General features: G+C 70.8%; 16 protein-coding genes. 12 read left to right on the top strand and 4 right to left on the bottom strand.

Features of this window, described 5'->3' with window-relative positions; all coding sequences use genetic code 11:
* Positions 1–64: 64 nt before the first annotated feature.
* The 8 genes from INT49_RS14900 (at position 65) to INT49_RS14865 (ending at position 8,708) form a co-directional block, all read left to right on the top strand.
* Positions 65–1,459, top strand: a complete 1,395-nt coding sequence (locus INT49_RS14900) for an ABC transporter substrate-binding protein (RefSeq protein ID WP_193118537.1) — start codon at positions 65–67, stop codon at positions 1,457–1,459.
* Entirely contained in the window at positions 1,459–2,274 is an 816-nt protein-coding gene (locus INT49_RS14895; protein WP_226850644.1) for a glycerophosphodiester phosphodiesterase, read from the top strand. Before INT49_RS14900 ends, INT49_RS14895 begins: the two co-directional genes overlap by 1 nt.
* The gene (locus INT49_RS14890; RefSeq protein ID WP_193118536.1) at positions 2,271–3,041 is read left to right on the top strand and encodes a glycerophosphodiester phosphodiesterase; all 771 of its coding nucleotides are present in this window, start codon (positions 2,271–2,273) and stop codon (positions 3,039–3,041) included. Before INT49_RS14895 ends, INT49_RS14890 begins: the two co-directional genes overlap by 4 nt.
* A gap of 196 nt (positions 3,042–3,237) precedes the next feature.
* The gene (locus INT49_RS14885) at positions 3,238–3,975 is read left to right on the top strand and encodes a glycerophosphodiester phosphodiesterase (RefSeq protein WP_193118535.1); all 738 of its coding nucleotides are present in this window, start codon (positions 3,238–3,240) and stop codon (positions 3,973–3,975) included.
* A gap of 202 nt (positions 3,976–4,177) precedes the next feature.
* Complete coding sequence (locus INT49_RS14880) at positions 4,178–4,570, top strand: hypothetical protein (protein WP_193118534.1); 393 nt, start codon at positions 4,178–4,180, stop codon at positions 4,568–4,570.
* An 11-nt stretch (positions 4,571–4,581) separates the two neighbouring features.
* Positions 4,582–4,821: a helix-turn-helix transcriptional regulator gene (locus INT49_RS14875; RefSeq protein WP_193118533.1), complete on the top strand. Its 240-nt coding sequence runs from the start codon at positions 4,582–4,584 to the stop codon at positions 4,819–4,821.
* 237 nt (positions 4,822–5,058) lie between these two features.
* Positions 5,059–7,467 carry a beta-N-acetylglucosaminidase domain-containing protein gene (locus INT49_RS14870; RefSeq protein WP_193118532.1) on the top strand — a complete coding sequence of 803 codons (2,409 nt, stop codon included), beginning with the start codon at positions 5,059–5,061 and terminating at the stop codon, positions 7,465–7,467.
* 71 nt (positions 7,468–7,538) lie between these two features.
* Entirely contained in the window at positions 7,539–8,708 is a 1,170-nt protein-coding gene (locus tag INT49_RS14865) for a phosphotransferase (RefSeq protein WP_193118531.1), read from the top strand.
* Between the two features lie 3 nt (positions 8,709–8,711).
* Here the strand turns inward: INT49_RS14865 and INT49_RS14860 are convergent, their stop codons facing one another.
* Positions 8,712–9,179: an NUDIX hydrolase gene (locus tag INT49_RS14860; RefSeq protein WP_193118530.1), complete on the bottom strand. Its 468-nt coding sequence runs from the start codon at positions 9,177–9,179 to the stop codon at positions 8,712–8,714.
* 126 nt (positions 9,180–9,305) lie between these two features.
* On the opposite strand from INT49_RS14860, the gene INT49_RS14855 reads away from it, so the two are divergent.
* Together INT49_RS14855 and INT49_RS14850 are read left to right on the top strand one after the other, a co-directional pair.
* Positions 9,306–9,698, top strand: coding sequence for a hypothetical protein (locus INT49_RS14855; RefSeq protein WP_193118529.1), 393 nt, complete (start codon positions 9,306–9,308; stop codon positions 9,696–9,698).
* 89 nt (positions 9,699–9,787) lie between these two features.
* Positions 9,788–10,345, top strand: a complete 558-nt coding sequence (locus INT49_RS14850; RefSeq protein ID WP_319021644.1) for a TetR/AcrR family transcriptional regulator — start codon at positions 9,788–9,790, stop codon at positions 10,343–10,345.
* A 22-nt stretch (positions 10,346–10,367) separates the two neighbouring features.
* Here the strand turns inward: INT49_RS14850 and INT49_RS14845 are convergent, their stop codons facing one another.
* Positions 10,368–11,648: an MFS transporter gene (locus INT49_RS14845; protein WP_193118527.1), complete on the bottom strand. Its 1,281-nt coding sequence runs from the start codon at positions 11,646–11,648 to the stop codon at positions 10,368–10,370.
* Between the two features lie 277 nt (positions 11,649–11,925).
* Between INT49_RS14845 and gdhA the strand changes: the two genes are divergently transcribed.
* A complete protein-coding gene (gdhA, locus tag INT49_RS14840) occupies positions 11,926–13,269 on the top strand; it encodes an NADP-specific glutamate dehydrogenase (protein ID WP_193118526.1) in 1,344 nt (447 codons plus the stop codon).
* A gap of 213 nt (positions 13,270–13,482) precedes the next feature.
* Here gdhA and INT49_RS14835 read toward each other — a convergent pair whose 3' ends face one another.
* Entirely contained in the window at positions 13,483–14,022 is a 540-nt protein-coding gene (locus INT49_RS14835; protein ID WP_193118525.1) for a hypothetical protein, read from the bottom strand.
* 147 nt (positions 14,023–14,169) lie between these two features.
* On the opposite strand from INT49_RS14835, the gene INT49_RS14830 reads away from it, so the two are divergent.
* Positions 14,170–15,612 carry a hypothetical protein gene (locus tag INT49_RS14830; protein WP_226850642.1) on the top strand — a complete coding sequence of 481 codons (1,443 nt, stop codon included), beginning with the start codon at positions 14,170–14,172 and terminating at the stop codon, positions 15,610–15,612.
* A 280-nt stretch (positions 15,613–15,892) separates the two neighbouring features.
* Here the strand turns inward: INT49_RS14830 and INT49_RS14825 are convergent, their stop codons facing one another.
* On the bottom strand, positions 15,893–16,681 hold the full coding sequence (locus INT49_RS14825) for a fructosamine kinase family protein (RefSeq protein WP_193118524.1): 789 nt from the start codon (positions 16,679–16,681) through the stop codon (positions 15,893–15,895).
* Between the last annotated feature and the right edge of the window lie 121 nt (positions 16,682–16,802).

Here is a 16,802-nt window from a genome sequence, read left to right as displayed (position 1 = left end):
CGCTGACCCGATGACCACCCCCCGCCCGTCCCCGAACCGGACCACTCTCCAAGGAGCACCTCGTATGTCCCGTCACCTCTCCAGCCCGTCCCGTCGCAGCCTGCTCGCCGCCCTGGGACTCGGAGCCGGCGCCGCCGGCCTCGCCGCCTGCGGTTCCCCGAACGGCGGCGGCGACAACGCCGAGAGCAATGTCCGCGACGGCTTCTCGCAGGCGGATCACACCGTGCCCGCCGGCTACGAGGGCCGTACCGCGATCCTGTTCTGGGCCCCCTGGACCGGAGAGCTCTACGAGTCCCTCATGACGTTGTTCACCGAGTTCAACGAGTCGCAGGACGAGATCGTCGCGATCGCGGAGTCCGTGGGCGGCTACGCCGATCTGACGCAGAAGTTCACCGCGGCCCTGCAGGCCCGCGCGGTGCCCGACATCGTCTGCTTCCCCGAGATGCAGTGGCTGCAGTTCCATGCCTCCGACGCTCTCGCCCCGCTGGACGGGTACTTCGACGACGAGTGGAACACGGACATCTACATCCCCAACTACGTGAACGAGGGGGTCGCCGCCGGGGAGACCTTCGTGGTGCCCTTCGCCCGCTCCACGCCGCTGTTCTACTTCAACCGCTCGATCTACCGCGACGCAGGCCTTCCCGAGGAGGGCCCCGAGACCTGGGAGGACCTCGCGGAGTTCGCCCCCGAGCTGGCGAAGATCGAGGTCGAGGGCCGCCCGCTGTCCGCGATGGCGTTCTCGGCCGACGCCTGGACGGGCCAGGCCGATATCTGGGGCTTCGGCGGAGCGAATGCGAACCAGGACTTCGAGGTCACGATCAACGACGAGGCCGGCGCCGAGTGGCTCGAGTGGCAGCGCAAGTTCATCCACGACGACGGCTTCGGCTACCTCGCCAAGGATGCCGGGACCGACTTCCAGGCCGGCGTGACTGCCGGCTGGCGCGGCTCGACAGCCTCGCTGACCGGCCAGACCGAGGCCGCGGGCGACAAGTTCGACGTGGGCGTGGCCTTCATGCTCTCCAAGGAGGGCGAGAAGAAGCAGGTCCCCACCGGCGGCTCCGGCCTCTCGATCGTGCGCACCGAGTCGCAGGAGCGTCAGGACGCCTGCGCCGAGCTGTTCCGCTTCCTCGCCGGCGCCGAGCAGTCCGCCGCCTGGCACATCGCCACCGGCTACGTGCCGATCGTGCAGGCCGCCGCCGAGACCCAGTCGGTCAAGGACCTCGTCGCGAAGAACCCGAACTACCTGGTGGCGCTCAACCAGCTGGAAAACGCCCGCACCGCGGACTACACCAACTGGGACTCCGGCATGGTCACCGAGATCGGCGCCACGCAGGGCCAGGTCTACGGCGACGGCGCCGCTCCCCAGAAGGTCCTGGACGCCCTCGCCGCCGAGCTGCAGGACACGCTCGACGACAAGCGCGAGGGCTACGAGGCCGTCGACTTCCAGGGGTGGAAGTGATGACCGCCGCAGCCCGCACCGTCGCCCCCGATGCCACGGGCGCGGCCATGGCGGCGCCCGCCCTGGCCGTGCTGCCAGCCCTCGTCGGCCACCGCGGAGCCGCTGCGGTGGAGCCCGAGAACACTGTGCTCTCGTTCCGTCGCGGCATCGCCGAGGGGTCCCAGCTGCTGGAGTGCGATGTGCACCTGAGCAGCGACGGGGTCGACGCGATCATCCACGACGCCACCATCGACCGCACCGCGCAGGACGATTCGCCCCTGCGCACCGGGGCGGTCGCCGACCTCACCCGGGCGCAGCTGGACCGGGTGCTGGTGGGCGGCGGCGAGCACCTCCCGACCCTCGAGCAGGTGCTCGACGTCGCCGTCCGGGAGGACGGCACGCGGGTGCCCGTGCTGGTGGAGATCAAGGCACCGGCCGCCGCCCGACGGGTGGTCGAGATCCTCACCGCCTACTTCCCGGGCGAGGCCTGGGAGGGGCCGACGCCTCCGGCGCTGGTGATCTCCTTCCACGCCGAGGCCCTGCGTGCCGTCAAAGAGGCCGATGCTCGGCTGCCGTTGCTGCTGACCACCACGGCGACCTCCCCGGAGTTCTTCGAGACCGCCCAGGAGCTCGGGGTCGTCCAGGTGGGGGTGCGGATCGCCGACGCCCGCCAGGCGGACGTGGTCCGGGCCCGCGAGCTCGGGGTGGAGCTGAACCTGTGGACCGCCCGCTCCGAGGAGGAGCTGGCCCGAGCCCTCGAGCTGGGCTGCGACACGATCACCGTGGACGACCCGGCGTGGGCATCCACGCTGCTGGAGGAGCTGGTGAACGCATGAACCGACGACCATCCGCCCCCCGAATCACCGGTCACCGCGGCGCGGCGGCCGTGGCCCCGGAGAACACGGTGGCCGCCTTCCGCCGCGGGGTGGCCGACGGCGCCGATCAGCTCGAGTGCGATGTGCACCTGAGCCGCGACCGGCGCGACGTGATCATCCACGACGCCACCATCGACCGCACGGCCCAGGGCGATTCGCCCCGGCGCACCGGTGCGGTCGCGGACCTCACGCGGGCCGAGCTCGACGAGGTCCTGGTGGGGGAGGGCGAGCACATCCCCACTCTCGTCCAGGTGCTCGATGCCGCGGTGCGGGAGGACGGCACACGGCTGCCCGTGCTCGTGGAGATCAAGGCCCCGGCGGCGGCCGCACTGGCCGGTCAGGTCCTCCGGGACACCTTCCCCGACTCCGCCTGGTCGGGGGAGGCCGTCGCCCCGGCGCGGATCATCTCCTTCCACGCCGAGGCGCTGCGGATCGCGCTCGAGGTGGCCCCGGCCGTGCCCCGCGGGCTGCTCGTCCGGGCGCTCAGCGAGGAGGCGCTCGACGACGCGATGGCGACGAAGGCCGAGATCCTGGGCGTGAGGCTCTCGGATCTGCGCGACGGCGATTTCGACCGGATCCGCGGCGTGGGCCTGATCCCGTCGGCCTGGGCCGCCCGCACGGATGACGAGATCCGTCGGGCTGTGGATCTCGGCGTGCCGGCGATCGGGGCGGACGATCCGGCCCATGCCCGACGCGTCGTCGAGGAGCACCTCGCGTCCCGGGACTGACCGTCCCGGGACTGACCGTCCCGGGACTGACCTTCCCGGGACTGACCCCTGGCGAGCCGGGCCGCCGGTAGGGTCCAAGGATCCTTCCGTGCGCGACCCGCGCTCGATTCAGCAATCCTCGCGCTCGATCCCTGCGCTCAGCAGTCCACCACCAGCGCCGGCCCGCGGGCCGGCTCCGAAGCAGTCCAGGAGAACAATGTCCGAGCAGTCCGCCCCGTCCCTGCAGCGTCCCGCGATCGTCGGCCACCGCGGCGCCTCCGCGCACGCCCCCGAGAACACGCTCGCCGCCTTCCGGCGCGGCATCGAGGACGGCGCGCAGGTGCTCGAGTGCGATGTCCACCTCAGTGCGGACGGGCACGTCGTGGTCATGCACGACGAGACCATCGACCGCACCGCCGCGCCGGACTCCCCTCGTCGCACCGGCGCGATCGGCGACCTCACCCGCGCCGAGCTGGACACCGTGCTGCTCGCGGACGGTGAGAAGGTGCCCTCGCTCGAGGAGCTGCTGGCGATGACCACCGTGCCGATCTTCATCGAGGTCAAGGTCGCGGCGGCGGCGAAGGCAGTGGCCGAACTGCTGCGCGCGCTCCCCGTCGGATCGCCGGCGGCGGCCTCCACCGTGATCTCCTTCCATCCCGACGCGCTCTCCGAGATCCGCCGTTCCACCGACACCCCGGTCTCCTATCTCGTGAGGGAGGTCGGCGAGCAGGAGCTGGCGACCGCGCGCGAGCTCGGCGCGGCCGGCATCGGCCCGTCGATCACGGGTCTCTCGCTGCGCGCCGCCGAGGCCACGCACGAGGCAGGGCTGGCGGTGAACCCCTGGACGGTGAACACGCCCGAGCAGCTCGCCGTGGCGCTGGCGTGCGGTGTCGACACGATCACGACCGATGATCCGGCGTGGGTGCAGCACGAGCTCGACGTGCGGGGACTCTGAGCGGCACTCCTGGGCAGGGGGCCGCGAGGCGGCTGTGACCGTCAGATGACCTGCGAAGTCAAGGAACATTGACTTTTTATGTCAAGACCCCTTGACCTTGATGTCAAGGATGCCTTACATTTGGGGCACACCACGAGCGATACCGGCACTGGATGGATGGCTGGTCGATCGCGCGGGAAGCCCTCGATGCAAGGAGTTCGCCATGAATGCCGCCGCCAGCCCCCGCACTCGCGCCAACCGCGCGTTCGCCGTCCGCTTCGCGATCGGCGTCGCGCTCTACGTCCTCGGCGTCCTGTTCGCCGACATCTCCGACGTCATCGGCATCCCCGCCCTCCTCCCCGCCCTCCTGGTCTTCCCCGGCATCGGCCTCATGGCCTGGGCGAACATCGAGATGTACCGCAGCGGCGACGAGTTCGAGCGCCGCAAGATCGCCGAGGTGATCCTGCTCGCCTTCCTCATCGCGACGCCGCTGATCCTGGCCGTCGGCGTGCTGCAGTTCTCGGTGCTGCCGGAGATCAACTGGATCTTCGCGTTCTCGATCCTCATGGTCTCGTGGATCGTGGGCACCATCGTCTCCGCCGTCCGCTACCGCTGAGAGGGGGAGTCATGCGTAACGAGATCAAGGCTCGTCGTGCGGAGCTGCGCTGGTCGCAGGCCGAGCTCGGCAAGGCCCTCGGCGTCTCCCGGCAGACGGTCATCGCGCTGGAGAACGACAAGTACGACCCCTCCCTCCCGCTGGCCTTCCGGATCTCCGCCCTCTTCGGGGCCCCGATCGAGGAGATCTTCCAGCCCGAGGACCCGGAGGGAGCCGGCGGCGTCGAGGACGGGGCTGACGAGGGGAGCTGATCCAGCTCCTCGGTACGGCCTCCCGGACTCCACCCCGAGGGCAGAGCCCCGTCTCTCCGGGGGCGTGAGCCACGTCGTGCTGTCGTTCGACCCCCGTCTCCCCGATGTTCGGAACCCCGACTCTTCTTCCTGGTACGTTGACCGGGACCCTATGGCGCGCGTCACAGTCCTGTGGCGTGCGTCGTCCCGCGTCCCCCACCCCGCGCCTCCTGCCCGAGGCCCCGGAAGGCTCCTGCTGTGAATCGATCCACCGCTGACATCTCGTCTCTCCCCACCTCCCTCACCCGCCGCGCCGCCCTCGGGCTCGGACTGGCCGCCGGCGGAACGCTCGCCCTCCCCGCGGGCGGTGCGCTTGCCGGGGGCAACGCCTCCCGGGGCGGGGATCGCACGGTGAGGCCCCAGCCCGGTGCCGTCGAGAGCGCCGACCGGGAGGTGGTCCTCAGCCGCCAGGTCAGCGTGATCGTCGGCAAGGACACCGACGCGGCCGCCCAACGAGCACTGACCGAGCTGCTGGAGACCAACGGCTGCACGGTCCGGACGGTCACCGCCCAGGGCGCCGACACCACGGCCTCCGGCACCCGCATCCACCTCGGGACCCCCGAGGACAACCCGACGCTCGCTGCGGCACTCGAGACCGTCGGCGTCGAGGGCCCCGACGGTCTCGCCGCCGACGGGTATGTGCTCGCCGCGGCGAAGGACAAGGGCGCCGTGGTGGCTCTCGCCGGGCGCGATGCACGAGGCACGTTCTACGCCGTGCAGACCCTGCGCCAGCTCCTCGCCGGGGGCACCCGTCTGCCCGCCGTGCAGGTGCGCGACGAACCGCTCATGGAGATCCGGGGCGCGATCGAGGGGTTCTACGGCATCCCCTGGTCGCATCAGGCGCGCCTGGATCACTTCGCCTTCTATGGCGCCCACAAGCTGAACACCTACATCTACACCCCGAAGGATGACCTGCTGCTGCGCTCGAAGTGGCGCGAGCTCTACGCGGGCGACGAGCTCGAGAACCTCGCCGAGCTGGTCGAGACCGCGAACGCGCACCACGTGAGCTTCACCTTCGCCCTCTCGCCCGGCAACGACATCACCTACGGCAGCGACGACGACTTCGAGGCCACGGTCACGAAGTTCGAGCAGCTGCGCGAGCTGGGCGTGACCAGCTTCTACATCGCGCTGGACGACATTCCCACCGAGCTCGGCGAGGAGGATGCCGCGCAGTTCGGCTCCCTGGCCGAGGCGCAGGTCCATTACCTCAACCGTGTGCAGACGGACTACGTCGAGGCCCACGACCTCGCCCCGCTCCAGACGGTCCCCACCCATTACTCGGGCTCCGGCCCCAGCGAGTACAAGACGGACTTCGGGGAGGGCGCCCACCCGGAGACCCGCATCCAGTGGACCGGCGAAGGGGTCTTCTCCCCGTCGATCACCGAGAAGTCCGTGGTCACGGCGGTGGCGTCGTACCACACCGAGCACCTGTACATCTGGGACAACTTCCCCGTGAACGACGGCCGGCGCGACCGCCTGTTCCTCAACCCGCTCGAGGGGCGGGCGCCGACGCTGCACGAGCATCTCGCCGGGTTCACGGCGAACCCGATGATCCAGCCGTACGCCTCGCTGATCTCCCTGGCGAACTACGCCGACTACTGCTGGAACCCGCCCGCGTACGACGCCGAGGACTCCTGGGAGGCGGCGGTCGACGAGCTCGCGGGGCCGACGGAGTCGATCCGTGAGGACCTGCGCGTGTTCACGGATCTCAACCAGAACTGGCCCTATCGCAGCGGGTCCCCGATGGCGCCGGAGCTCGCCGCCGATGTCGAGGAGTTCTGGACGGCGTACGAGTCCGGGGATGCGGCAGGGGAGGCCCTCGTCGCCCGGCTGACCGCCATCACCGAGCTCGCCCCGAGCCTCGAGCCGATGGCCTCGACCGGGTTCTACGAGGATACGAAGCCGTGGATGGTCGCCGCCGGGCAGTGGGCCCGCGCCCTCCTCGCCCAGCAGCAGATGCTCCTCGCGCTCACCGAGGGCCGGCTCGAGGACGCCTCCGCCGCGGCGGCCGGCGTGGCGGAGCACATCGCCGCTGCGGGCCAGGCCACGGTGCCCGACCAGCGCGCCGACGGCGTCTACAAGGAGAACCAGATCGTCCCGAGCGTGGGCGACGGCGTGTTCGAGGGCTTCATCGCGCGGGCCTGGGAGGAGCTGCGCGAGGTGCTGCCGGAGGATCCGTCCCTGCCGTTCCGCGGCCTGCCGGGCACGGCGACCACCACGCTGGGCACGTACAAGGACTATGCGATCGAGCGGATCGTCGACGGCGACCTCGCGACCATGTTCTGGTCCAGCAAGGCCCCGAAGGTCGACGACGTGGTGCAGGTCGAGCTCGAGGAGACCCACCCGATCCGGCACGTGCAGGTGCAGATGGCCAAGAGCGACTCGACCCCCGGCGACCAGGTCTACGAGGGGGTCCTCGAGCTCTCCGCCGACGGGGAGACGTGGACCGAGATCGGCACGACCGACGGTTCCGCCGTGGCCACGGCGACCCTGGACGAACCCCTCGACGCCCGCTTCTGCCGCCTTCGCGTCACTGCGAAGAACCCCACCGGTCAGTGGGTGCAGATCCGCGAGTTCGGCGTCGGGGAGACCCCGCCGGCCTCCTGAGGTGCAGGGCCGGGGTGCGGCGCCGGGGCGCGGTGATGCCGCGCCCCGGCGGCCCGCCTACTCTGAGGTGCATGCCCGCGTACCCGCTGACCGCCGCACGGCGCGACCAGATCTGCTCCGCGCTGTCCCGTCTCGCCGGCGGCCCCGTGAGAGTGACCTCTGAGCAGCACGTCGGTCACGAGTCGGCGCCCGTCACCCGTCTCGGCCTGGATCGGGACATTCCCGGAATCGGCTCGACGGTCGTGGCCAAGACCCGCCGAGTCGACGGGGAAGGGCACGGTGGTCCGGCGTTCCTGCGCCGCGAGGTCGCGGCGCTGCGAACCGCCGCGTCCAGCGGGGTCACCGCCCAGGGGATCCATGTCGACGACGACGCGGGCGTGATGCTCCAGACCGACCTGGGCGAGTGGCCGACCCTGCAGGACGTCCTGCTCGGTGACGATCCGGCGGCTGCTGCCCGGGGCATGGTCGAGATGGCCACTGCCGTCGGCCGGTTGCATGCCAGCACGATCGACCGGCGTGCTGAGCACCAGCGACACCTCGCCGCCTTCTCCGCGGACGTGGAGACCGGCCAGATGTACGTAGACGGCGCGGAGCACTGGGACGGGATCGAACAGGCCTGCACCGAGCTCGGCCTTCCGTCCGCGACGAGGGCTCGCAACGAGGTGACCTGCCTCCTGGCGCGATCCACCGGCCCAGGCCCCTCCTCAGCGCTCATCCATCGGGACCTGAACCCGACGAATGTGCTGCTCACCGATGCCGGAGCACGCCTGGTCGACGTCGAGGGAAGCGGCTTCGGGCACCTCGGGATCGACGCCTGCTTCCTGCACTACCCGTTCCCGCATCACAGCAGCCCCTGGGGACTGCTGCCGGATGGCGTCGTCGACTCCGCCGACGCGGCCTACCGCACAGCCCTCGCCGACGGCGGCGCGCACCAGGTTCTCGACTCCTATGGCCAGCTGCTCGCGGAGGGCGCAGCCATCGTCCTGATCGGACGGATCAGCAGGCTGCGACAGGTCTCCCGGCCGGACCAGGCGCCGCAGGACAGCTGGCGTCGCCGCGGGCAGGTGGTGCAGCAGATACGCACCTTCCTGCAGCTCGCGGAGCGGGCCGAGGGGCTGGCTGCCGTCAGCGACTGGCTCGGCGCGCTGAGGGACGCGATGATCGCCCGGTGGCCGGACGCCACGCAACCGTCGGCACCGCTGTTCCCGGCGTTCGTCGAGGAGGGGCCGCTGTCCCGGTAGCACTCAGCTGCCGGTCGTGCGCCGGAGGCTCTCGTAGGCCTGGTCGACGATGCCCGCTCGGGGCTCGTGGTCCGGGAGCCCTGTCAGCGGCATCCAGCGTGCCTCGTCCGTCGTCCCACCGATCTCGGTGGTCCCGAGCTCCCCGCCGATCTCGGTGGTCCCGAGCTCCCCGCCGACGATGGTGGCCTCGAAGATGATGCGGACCGCTTTGAACGGTCGCGGCGACCTGGAGCCCACGTCCGCTGTCATCGTGCTGCTGAACAGCGGTCGGCCGACGGCCACATGGAACCCGGTCTCCTCGAAGACCTCGCGCGCCACAGCCGCCTCGAGGGACTCCTCGAACTCGACCCCGCCGCCGGGGAGGGTCCACAGCGGAGCGGCGCCGTTGAACCAGGTCAGCAGGATGTGTCCGTGGCCATCGGTGATCACGGCATAGGCGCTCAAACGCGTGTCCCACTCGGTGAAATCCATCGCGTCAACGTACCAGCGGGGCATTCGCTCGAGGGAGCGAGAGCGGCGTCATCTCGCCGACGGAGTCAGCAAGGATGGCAGGATCAGGACTCACGCACCGCACATCGCGCAGCAGGGAGTTCGGATATGGGCAGACTACGTCGCTCCAGGCAGCGACTGACCGCTCTGGGAGCCGCCGTGCTCCTCCTCGCCGGCTGTTCGGCGACGACCAGCTACAGCGACGCGGGGGACCAGCTGCCGCAATCCGACCTGGTGGACGCTCTGCCCACCGCGTGGGAGAGCACCGAGATCGTCGACGACACCCACATCCGTGTGACCTTCCTGGGCGGCGTCGACGACTGCTACGGCCATGACGTCGACGTCGAGGAGACGGCCAGCTCGATCACGATCTCGGCCTCCACCGGGGGCCTCCCGCGTCACATCGGGGGATGCGACGCCCCTCTGCTCGAGTACACGACCCTCGTCGAGACCGAGCAGCCCGTCGGCGATCGGACGATCGTCGACGGCCATGCCGAGTGACCCACGTGCCGTCGTCCGCGACGGCGCCTTCGACCCGAGCGCCGAGTCCGACGGTCGCGTATCCGCCCGACCCCGCTAGGGTCAGGTCCGTGCCCGATTCCGCCCGTACCCGCCGCCATGACCCGCAGCGCCGCGACCGCATCATCGATGCCTGTCTCGACGTGATCGCGGAGCACGGCGTGGCCGGCACGTCGCACCGCCGGGTCGCGGCGGCCGCGGACGTCCCGCTGGGGTCGATGACCTATCACTTCGACGGGATGGACGACCTGCTGCGCGAGGCCTTCTTCCGCTACGCGGATCGGGGCGCGGCCCTGGTGGAGCGCCGGATGGCGTCGGCCACGACTCTCGACGAGGCGCTCGATGCTTTCGCCGCGAACATCGACGAGGACGTCTTCGTGACCCAGCGCGACCTGGTCATCAGCCAGGAGCTCTATACCCTGGCGGCCCGCCGTCCGGAGTTCCGGGACATCACCAGCGGCTGGATGGCGCGCACGCGGGCCACGTTGGCGCCCTTCGTCGACGCCGACACCGCGGTCATGCTGGACGCCCTGAACGAGGGCCTCGCCCTGCATCGTGCGCTGCACATCGATCCGTCGGCCGCCGCGCTGATCCGCGGCGCGCTGGGGCGTCTGGCCCGGCCGGACTGACCATCGGGAAGAACCGGTCTGCTCAGAGCCCGGCGGAGACGCTCTCGGGCTCGGTGCGCCGTAGTGGGCGTCGGCCGCTGAGCACGCCGGACAGCGCGATCACCAGCACTCCGGCGATCGGGACCACGAGCAGGCCGAATCGGAGCCCGGCGGCGTCGGCCACCAGGCCCACCAGCGGAGGTGAGGCGAGGAACCCCAGCCGCATCAGCCAGGACACGACCGTGAGACCGGTGCCGTGGCGCAGCCCGGGCAGGTCGTCGGCCTCCTGCATCGCGGCGGGCACCAGGGTCGCGCTGCCCAGCCCGGCCAGGGCGAAACCGATGATCGTGCCGGGCACGGTCGGGAACGCCAGCGCGGTGGCCATGCCCACGGCGATGATCAGGCCGCCGGCGCGGGCCACGGTGCGCTGCCCGAAGCGGTCCACCAGGGAGTCACCGGCCAGGCGCCCCACGAACTGCGCACCCACCAGGGCGATGTATCCGGTGGCGGCGATCGCCGCCGGGGCGCCGAGGTCACGGGCGAGGTAGAGGGTCGCCCAGGAGTTCCCGGCGTCCTCGACGAGCGTGCCGCCGATGGCGATCACGATGAGGGCACCCAGCAGGAGCGCGGTGCGTCCTCGGGTCGGGCGCAGGGCGGCCGACGGGGGAGTGCCCGTCGGGCCGGCCGCAGCTGCCGCCTCCGCGCTGTCCGTCGCCGCGGTGCCCCCGTCGGCCCCGCCTGCGGAGTTCTCCGGGTCCTTGCCCGGGAGGGCGAATCGGAGCGCCACCAGGGAGATCGCGGCGAACAGCGCTCCGGAGACGCTCAGATGCACCCGAAGGGGCACATCGAGCGCGATCGCCAGGGCTGCCATGGAGCCGCCGAGCACCGCTCCGATGGACCACACGGCATGGAAGGAGTTGATGATCGATCGTCCGTAGCGGCGCTGGACCCGCAGGCCGTGGGCGTTCTGGGCGACGTCGGTGATCGCGTCGCACGCTCCGGCGACGAGGAGCGCGAGCGCCAGGAGGCCGGCGACTGGTGCCCAGGAGGCGGCGCAGAGCCCGATCGCCGTGAGGATCGTGCCGGCCACCGCCAGCGGGGCGGATCCGACGCGTCGGATCAGCGCTCCGGCTCCCAGTCCGGCGAGGATCGCGCCGGCGGGGAACGCGGCGAGTACCAGGCCGTAGGTGGAGTTCGCCAGGCCCAGCTCTCCCTTGATCTCGGGATAGCGGGGCAGGAGGTTCGCGAGCAGAGCGCCGTTGGTCAGGAACATCGCGGCGACGGCGCCACGGGCGCGGCGCACCTCGGGGAGGGGAAGAGGCATGCGTACGATCGTACTTAACGACCTGATGTGCTGTCGACAGTGATCCTCGCCTCGCTGCGCCGGCGGGTTGCCCGATCTGCGGAAATCGGTGTCGAGCAGGGACTTCTGCTGAATCCGACGAGAACTGCCCCGGAGAGTGGCTCACTGCTCGGACGCGGTGTTCCAACATCTGGGATGACTACGTACTCTGGAACGGCTCTGACCGTAGGTCGCCGCGGGCCCCCGTGCCCGCTGTCACCGCAGACTCTCCTCCCCAGGGGACCCTGAAAGGACCGCGATGATCGATTCGATGCTCCAGAACACGTATGACCAGGTGCTGCACCGCAACCCCGGCGAACCCGAGTTCCACCAGGCAGTGCGCGAGGTCTTTGAGTCGCTCGAGTACATCCAGGGCCGCCACCCGGAGTACAACGATCAGGGCATCCTCATGCGCCTGTGCGAGCCGGAGCGTCAGATCATCTTCCGCGTCCCGTGGGTCGATGACCAGAACGTCGTGCAGATCAACCGCGGCTTCCGCGTCGAGTACAACTCCGCGCTCGGCCCGTACAAGGGCGGTCTGCGCTTCCACCCCAGCGTGAACCTCGGCATCGTGAAGTTCCTCGGCTTCGAGCAGATCTTCAAGAACTCCCTGACCGGCCTGCCCATCGGCGGCGGCAAGGGCGGCTCCGACTTCGATCCGCACGGCCGCAGCGACGGCGAGGTCATGCGCTTCTGCCAGTCGTTCATGACCGAGCTGCACCGCCACATGGGCGAGTACACCGACGTCCCCGCCGGTGACATCGGTGTGGGTGCCCGCGAGATCGGCTACCTCTTCGGCCAGTACAAGCGCCTGACCAACCGCTACGAGGCCGGCGTGCTCACGGGCAAGGGCCTGGACTGGGGTGGCTCGCTCGTGCGCAAGGAGGCCACCGGGTACGGCGCGGCCATCTTCGCCGACGAGATGCTCAAGGCTCGCGGCAAGTCCTTCGAGGGTCGCCGCGTCGCCGTCTCCGGCTCCGGCAACGTCGCGATCTACGCGATCGAGAAGGCGCATCAGCTCGGCGGCGTCCCGATCACGGCCTCGGACTCCTCCGGCTATGTGGTCGACGGGCACGGCATCGACTTCAAGCTCCTCCAGCAGATCAAGGAGGTCGAGCGCGGCCGCATCAACGAGTACGCCGAACGTCGCGGAAACGGTGCGCGGTTCGTCGCCGGCGGCAGCGTCTGGGATGTCCCGGTGGACATCGCTCTGCCCAGCGCCACCCAGAACGAGCTCGACGTCGAAGCCGCTCGCACCCTGGTCAAGAACGGCGTGCTCGCCGTGTCCGAGGGCGCGAACATGCCCTGCACCCCCGAGGCCGTGAGCGTGCTCCGTGACGCCGACGTGGCCTTCGGCCCGGGCAAGGCCGCGAACGCCGGCGGCGTCGCGACCTCCGCTCTGGAGATGCAGCAGAACGCGAGCCGCGATGCGTGGAGCTTCGAGCACACCGAGAAGCGCCTCACCGAGATCATGAAGAACATCCACACCACCTGCCTGGAGACGGCCGACGAGCTCGGCCGCCCCGGTGACTACGTGGTGGGCGCGAACGTGGCCGGCTTCCGCAAGGTCGCCGACGCCATGATCGCCTTCGGCGTGATCTGAGCCGGCCCTGAGCTGAGCCGGTCCAGAGCTGAGCCGGCCCCGGTCTGATCTGGCCCTGGGCCGATCTGGCCGGGTCCGACCCGGCGCGAGACGCCATCGTGCGCCGTGCTTCCCCTGTCGGAAGCGCGGCGCACGATCGCGTTCGCCACGAGGCCGTGGACTTCCCGGCGGAGCGGAACCGGCGTGAGGGGTCGGGCAGTGCGGACGACCGCGTCAGGTGACCGTCACGGTGAGCTCGATCGGATCGATGTCGCGGGGCCCCTGGTCGCAGTCCTCGGCGATCCCGACGCGGTAGCAGTGCACGATCCGCACCGTCGAGGTGCCGGGCGCGACGCCGGTGAGCTCGATGGCGTGAGGGGTGGTGCCGCCCGCTTCGGGGCCGTCCCGGCGTGCACGCACCCCGAACACCTCGGCGCCCTGGACCACGTGGGCGGTGACGACGCCGTCGTCCACGGCGGCGTACTCGGCGGCGTCGCCCTCCTGCAGGGGGACCGCACCCCAGCGGTCCCCGATGCTCGGCGACCACTCGCCGAGATCCACCTGGGCCGTCTCGCCGACCTCGATCGACACCTCGTCCGTGCCCTCGGGCAGCAGGTCCGGATCCAGCAGATAGCAGCTGGTAAGAGCCAGGGTCAGAACCGCGGCGACCGTCGTTCCCCGGCGGAGGCGGCGCCTGCGATGTCGCCGCGGGCGTCGGCGATCGCCGCGCTCTCCGAGTGGATTCTGCGCTGTCGTGGCATCACGTCGTTCCATGTCGGCTCCCCCTGAGCATGTCGAGCGGTTCCCCCAGCAGGCGACCCCCATCGCCCCGTTCAGGGTACCCGCCGAGTGTGACCCGGGGTACCCTCCCATTGCCGAGAACAGTTCTCAGGAACTGCTACTGTTCTGATCATGATTCAGATGAGAACCATTGTCATGAAACGGCGTGCTGTTGCGCTCCTCGGTGTCGGCGTGCTCGCGCTCTCCGCCTGCGGCGGTCCGGCTGGAGGCGGTTCAGACGGGTCCGACGGAGCCTCCGACGGCGGGACGGCCGGCGACGCGGCGGCCCCGGAGACGGACCGCACCGAGGTGGCCGCTCTCTCGCCGCGCATCGTGCTCGCCCACGAGGGCGGCGTGACCACGCTGGACTCCTCCGACGGCAGCACCGTCGGCAGCTCCGACGTCGAGGGGTACGTGCGGCTGAATCCGGCCGGGGACGGCCGCCACGTCGCCGTAAGCGCCTCCGACGCCATCACGATGTACGACACCGGCCTGCTCGCCCAGGGCCACGGCGACCACTTCCACTACTACGTGCAGGACCCCGCCCTCACCGATCTGTCCGTCCCGGCGCCGATGCCCGGCCACGTCGTCCCCCACGGGGACCGCACCGCCCTGTTCGCCGACGGCACCGGCGACATCACCCTGATCGACCCCACCGCGCTGGTCGACGGCGACCTCGGGATCCTCGAGGAGACCAGCACCGAGGCCCCCCACCACGGCGTCGCGGTACCGCTCTCCGACGGGGGCCTGCTCGTCACCCAGGGCACCGAGGACGAGCGCCACACTGTGCAGGCGCTCGACGCCGACGGGAACGTCACCGCCGAGACCGACGACTGCCCCGGCGTGCACGGCGAAGCCGCTGCGAAGCCCACGGAATCCGGCGACGTGATCAGCCTGGGCTGCGAGAACGGCTCCGTGATCTACCGCGACGGCGAGTTCCACAAGGTCGCGATCGACGGCGACTTCCAGCGCTCCGGCAACCAGAAGGGTCACGAGGACTCGTCGATCGTGCTGGCCGACCACAAGGTCGAGGCCGATCCCGAGGGCGGTGCCGAGCACCCCACCGAGATCGCCCTGATCGACACCAGCGACAACACCCAGCAGATCGTGGACCTGGGCTCGGAGTACTGGTTCCGCTCCCTGGACCGCGGTCCGAACGGTGAGGCCCTGGTGCTCACCGCCGACGGCGAGCTGAACATCCTGGACCCCGAGAGCGGCGAGATTCTCCACGAGGTCCCCGTGACGGGGGAGTGGACCGAGCCGGACAACTGGCAGGAGGCCGGCCCCATGATGTCCGTGGCCGACGGCACCGCCTTCGTCGTCGACCCCGCGGCGCAGAAGCTCACGATGGTCGACGTCGCCAGCGGCGAGATCTACCGCGAGCTGGACCTGCCCGTGGTGCCGCACGAGATCCAGGTGACCACCGGGACCGCGTCAGGCGAGTACGAGATCGCGCCGGGCGCCGACGAGCACGACGATGCCGAGGCGAGTGAGCACGACGACCACGACGAGTCGGAGGCGAGCGACGCCGGCGGCCACGAGGAGCACGAGGGCGACGCGGAGCACGAAGACCACGACCACTGACCTGGACTCGAGCGGCATGCTGCCGCTGAGGCCGACTCCGGTCACGGCCTGACGCCAGACGCCCGACCCCGGTCGACACTGTGACCTTCCTGTCCCCACCATCCCTCCAGAACGCGAGTGTGCGCTGCACTTCCCTCGGTGGAAGCACAGCGCACACTCGCGTCGTGCAAGGGCTCCGGAGGCGTCCTGAACTCCTCCTGCGCTCGTCCTGCACCTGTCGCGCGGGCCTCGGCGCGGGTGGCCGATCGGTGCCGGTGGTGTGGTGGGGAGTCTGCGGGGCTCAGAACCCCAGCTCGTCACCCCGGGCGATGATCGACTCGGCGGTGGCGATCGCCTGGTCCACGTAGGCCTCGCCGAACAGGTGCACGTGGGCGAGCAGGCCGAAGAACAGGTGGGCGGGCAGGTCCTGCTGCCAGTCGCCGGGCATCGGGTGCTCGCTCTCGTAGCCCTCGAAGATCTCGTCGAGGAAGGGCGCGCTGAACAGGGACAGCATCGCGAGGTCCTCGAGGCGGTGGCCGCCGTGGGCCGACGGGTCGATGAGGGTGGCGCCGTCCGCGGTCCACAGCAGGTTCCCCGACCACAGGTCGCCGTGGACCCGTGAGGGCTCCTCGGCGCCCTGTCCGCTGATGCCGTCGAAGGCGCCGTCGGCGATCACGTCGATCGCCTCGTCGACGGTGTCGTGCCCGTCGGCGCCGAGGGTGCGGGTGATGCGGTCGGCCAGGGGGCGCAGGCGGTCGTCGGCCCAGAAGTCGGGGAAGTCCTCGTGCTCGACGGTCGGGACGTCGAAGGGGCTCTCGAGGGGGCCGAACCAGGCACCGTCCCCCGGGGTCCAGCCGAAGCCGGGCGCCCCGGCGTCGTGCAGGCGGGCCAGCTGCGCGCCGAAGGCGCGGGCGGCGTCGGCCGACGGGGCGATCTCCTCGAGGCGCTCCAGGCGCAGCTCGCCCTTGCCCACCTCGAGCACCGGGACCACCGGCACCGTCTTCGGCTCTGCCAGCCACTCGAGGCCGGCGGCCTCCGCGGCGAAGTACCCCTTGGGGGCGTTCGGACCGTTCTTCACGAAGTCGCTCATGGCCCCACCGTACGCAGATCGCCCCGGAGGGCAACCGTGCCCGGCCTGAGCGTGGCACAGCACGCAGGATGCGCCCGTCTGCCCGTCTGCCCGTCTGCCCGTCTGCCCGTCTGCCCGTCTG

Origin of the sequence: Brachybacterium tyrofermentans, from assembly GCF_014897585.1 — a bacterium.
Taxonomy (GTDB): Bacteria; Actinomycetota; Actinomycetes; order Actinomycetales; family Dermabacteraceae; genus Brachybacterium; species Brachybacterium tyrofermentans.
The sequence above is the reverse complement of the archived record's forward strand: the minus strand, read 5'-3'. Positions and strand labels throughout refer to the sequence as shown.

Coding starts and splice junctions, on each gene's coding strand:
- INT49_RS14900 (WP_193118537.1), top strand. CDS start 65: ATGTCCCGTCACCTCTCCAGCCCGTCCCGTCGCAGCCTGCTCGCCGCC.
- INT49_RS14895 (WP_226850644.1), top strand. CDS start 1,459: ATGACCGCCGCAGCCCGCACCGTCGCCCCCGATGCCACGGGCGCGGCC.
- INT49_RS14890 (WP_193118536.1), top strand. CDS start 2,271: ATGAACCGACGACCATCCGCCCCCCGAATCACCGGTCACCGCGGCGCG.
- INT49_RS14885 (WP_193118535.1), top strand. CDS start 3,238: ATGTCCGAGCAGTCCGCCCCGTCCCTGCAGCGTCCCGCGATCGTCGGC.
- INT49_RS14880 (WP_193118534.1), top strand. CDS start 4,178: ATGAATGCCGCCGCCAGCCCCCGCACTCGCGCCAACCGCGCGTTCGCC.
- INT49_RS14875 (WP_193118533.1), top strand. CDS start 4,582: ATGCGTAACGAGATCAAGGCTCGTCGTGCGGAGCTGCGCTGGTCGCAG.
- INT49_RS14865 (WP_193118531.1), top strand. CDS start 7,539: ATGCCCGCGTACCCGCTGACCGCCGCACGGCGCGACCAGATCTGCTCC.
- INT49_RS14860 (WP_193118530.1), bottom strand. CDS start 9,179: ATGGATTTCACCGAGTGGGACACGCGTTTGAGCGCCTATGCCGTGATC.
- INT49_RS14855 (WP_193118529.1), top strand. CDS start 9,306: ATGGGCAGACTACGTCGCTCCAGGCAGCGACTGACCGCTCTGGGAGCC.
- INT49_RS14845 (WP_193118527.1), bottom strand. CDS start 11,648: ATGCCTCTTCCCCTCCCCGAGGTGCGCCGCGCCCGTGGCGCCGTCGCC.
- gdhA (WP_193118526.1), top strand. CDS start 11,926: ATGATCGATTCGATGCTCCAGAACACGTATGACCAGGTGCTGCACCGC.
- INT49_RS14835 (WP_193118525.1), bottom strand. CDS start 14,022: ATGGAACGACGTGATGCCACGACAGCGCAGAATCCACTCGGAGAGCGC.
- INT49_RS14830 (WP_226850642.1), top strand. CDS start 14,170: ATGAGAACCATTGTCATGAAACGGCGTGCTGTTGCGCTCCTCGGTGTC.
- INT49_RS14825 (WP_193118524.1), bottom strand. CDS start 16,681: ATGAGCGACTTCGTGAAGAACGGTCCGAACGCCCCCAAGGGGTACTTC.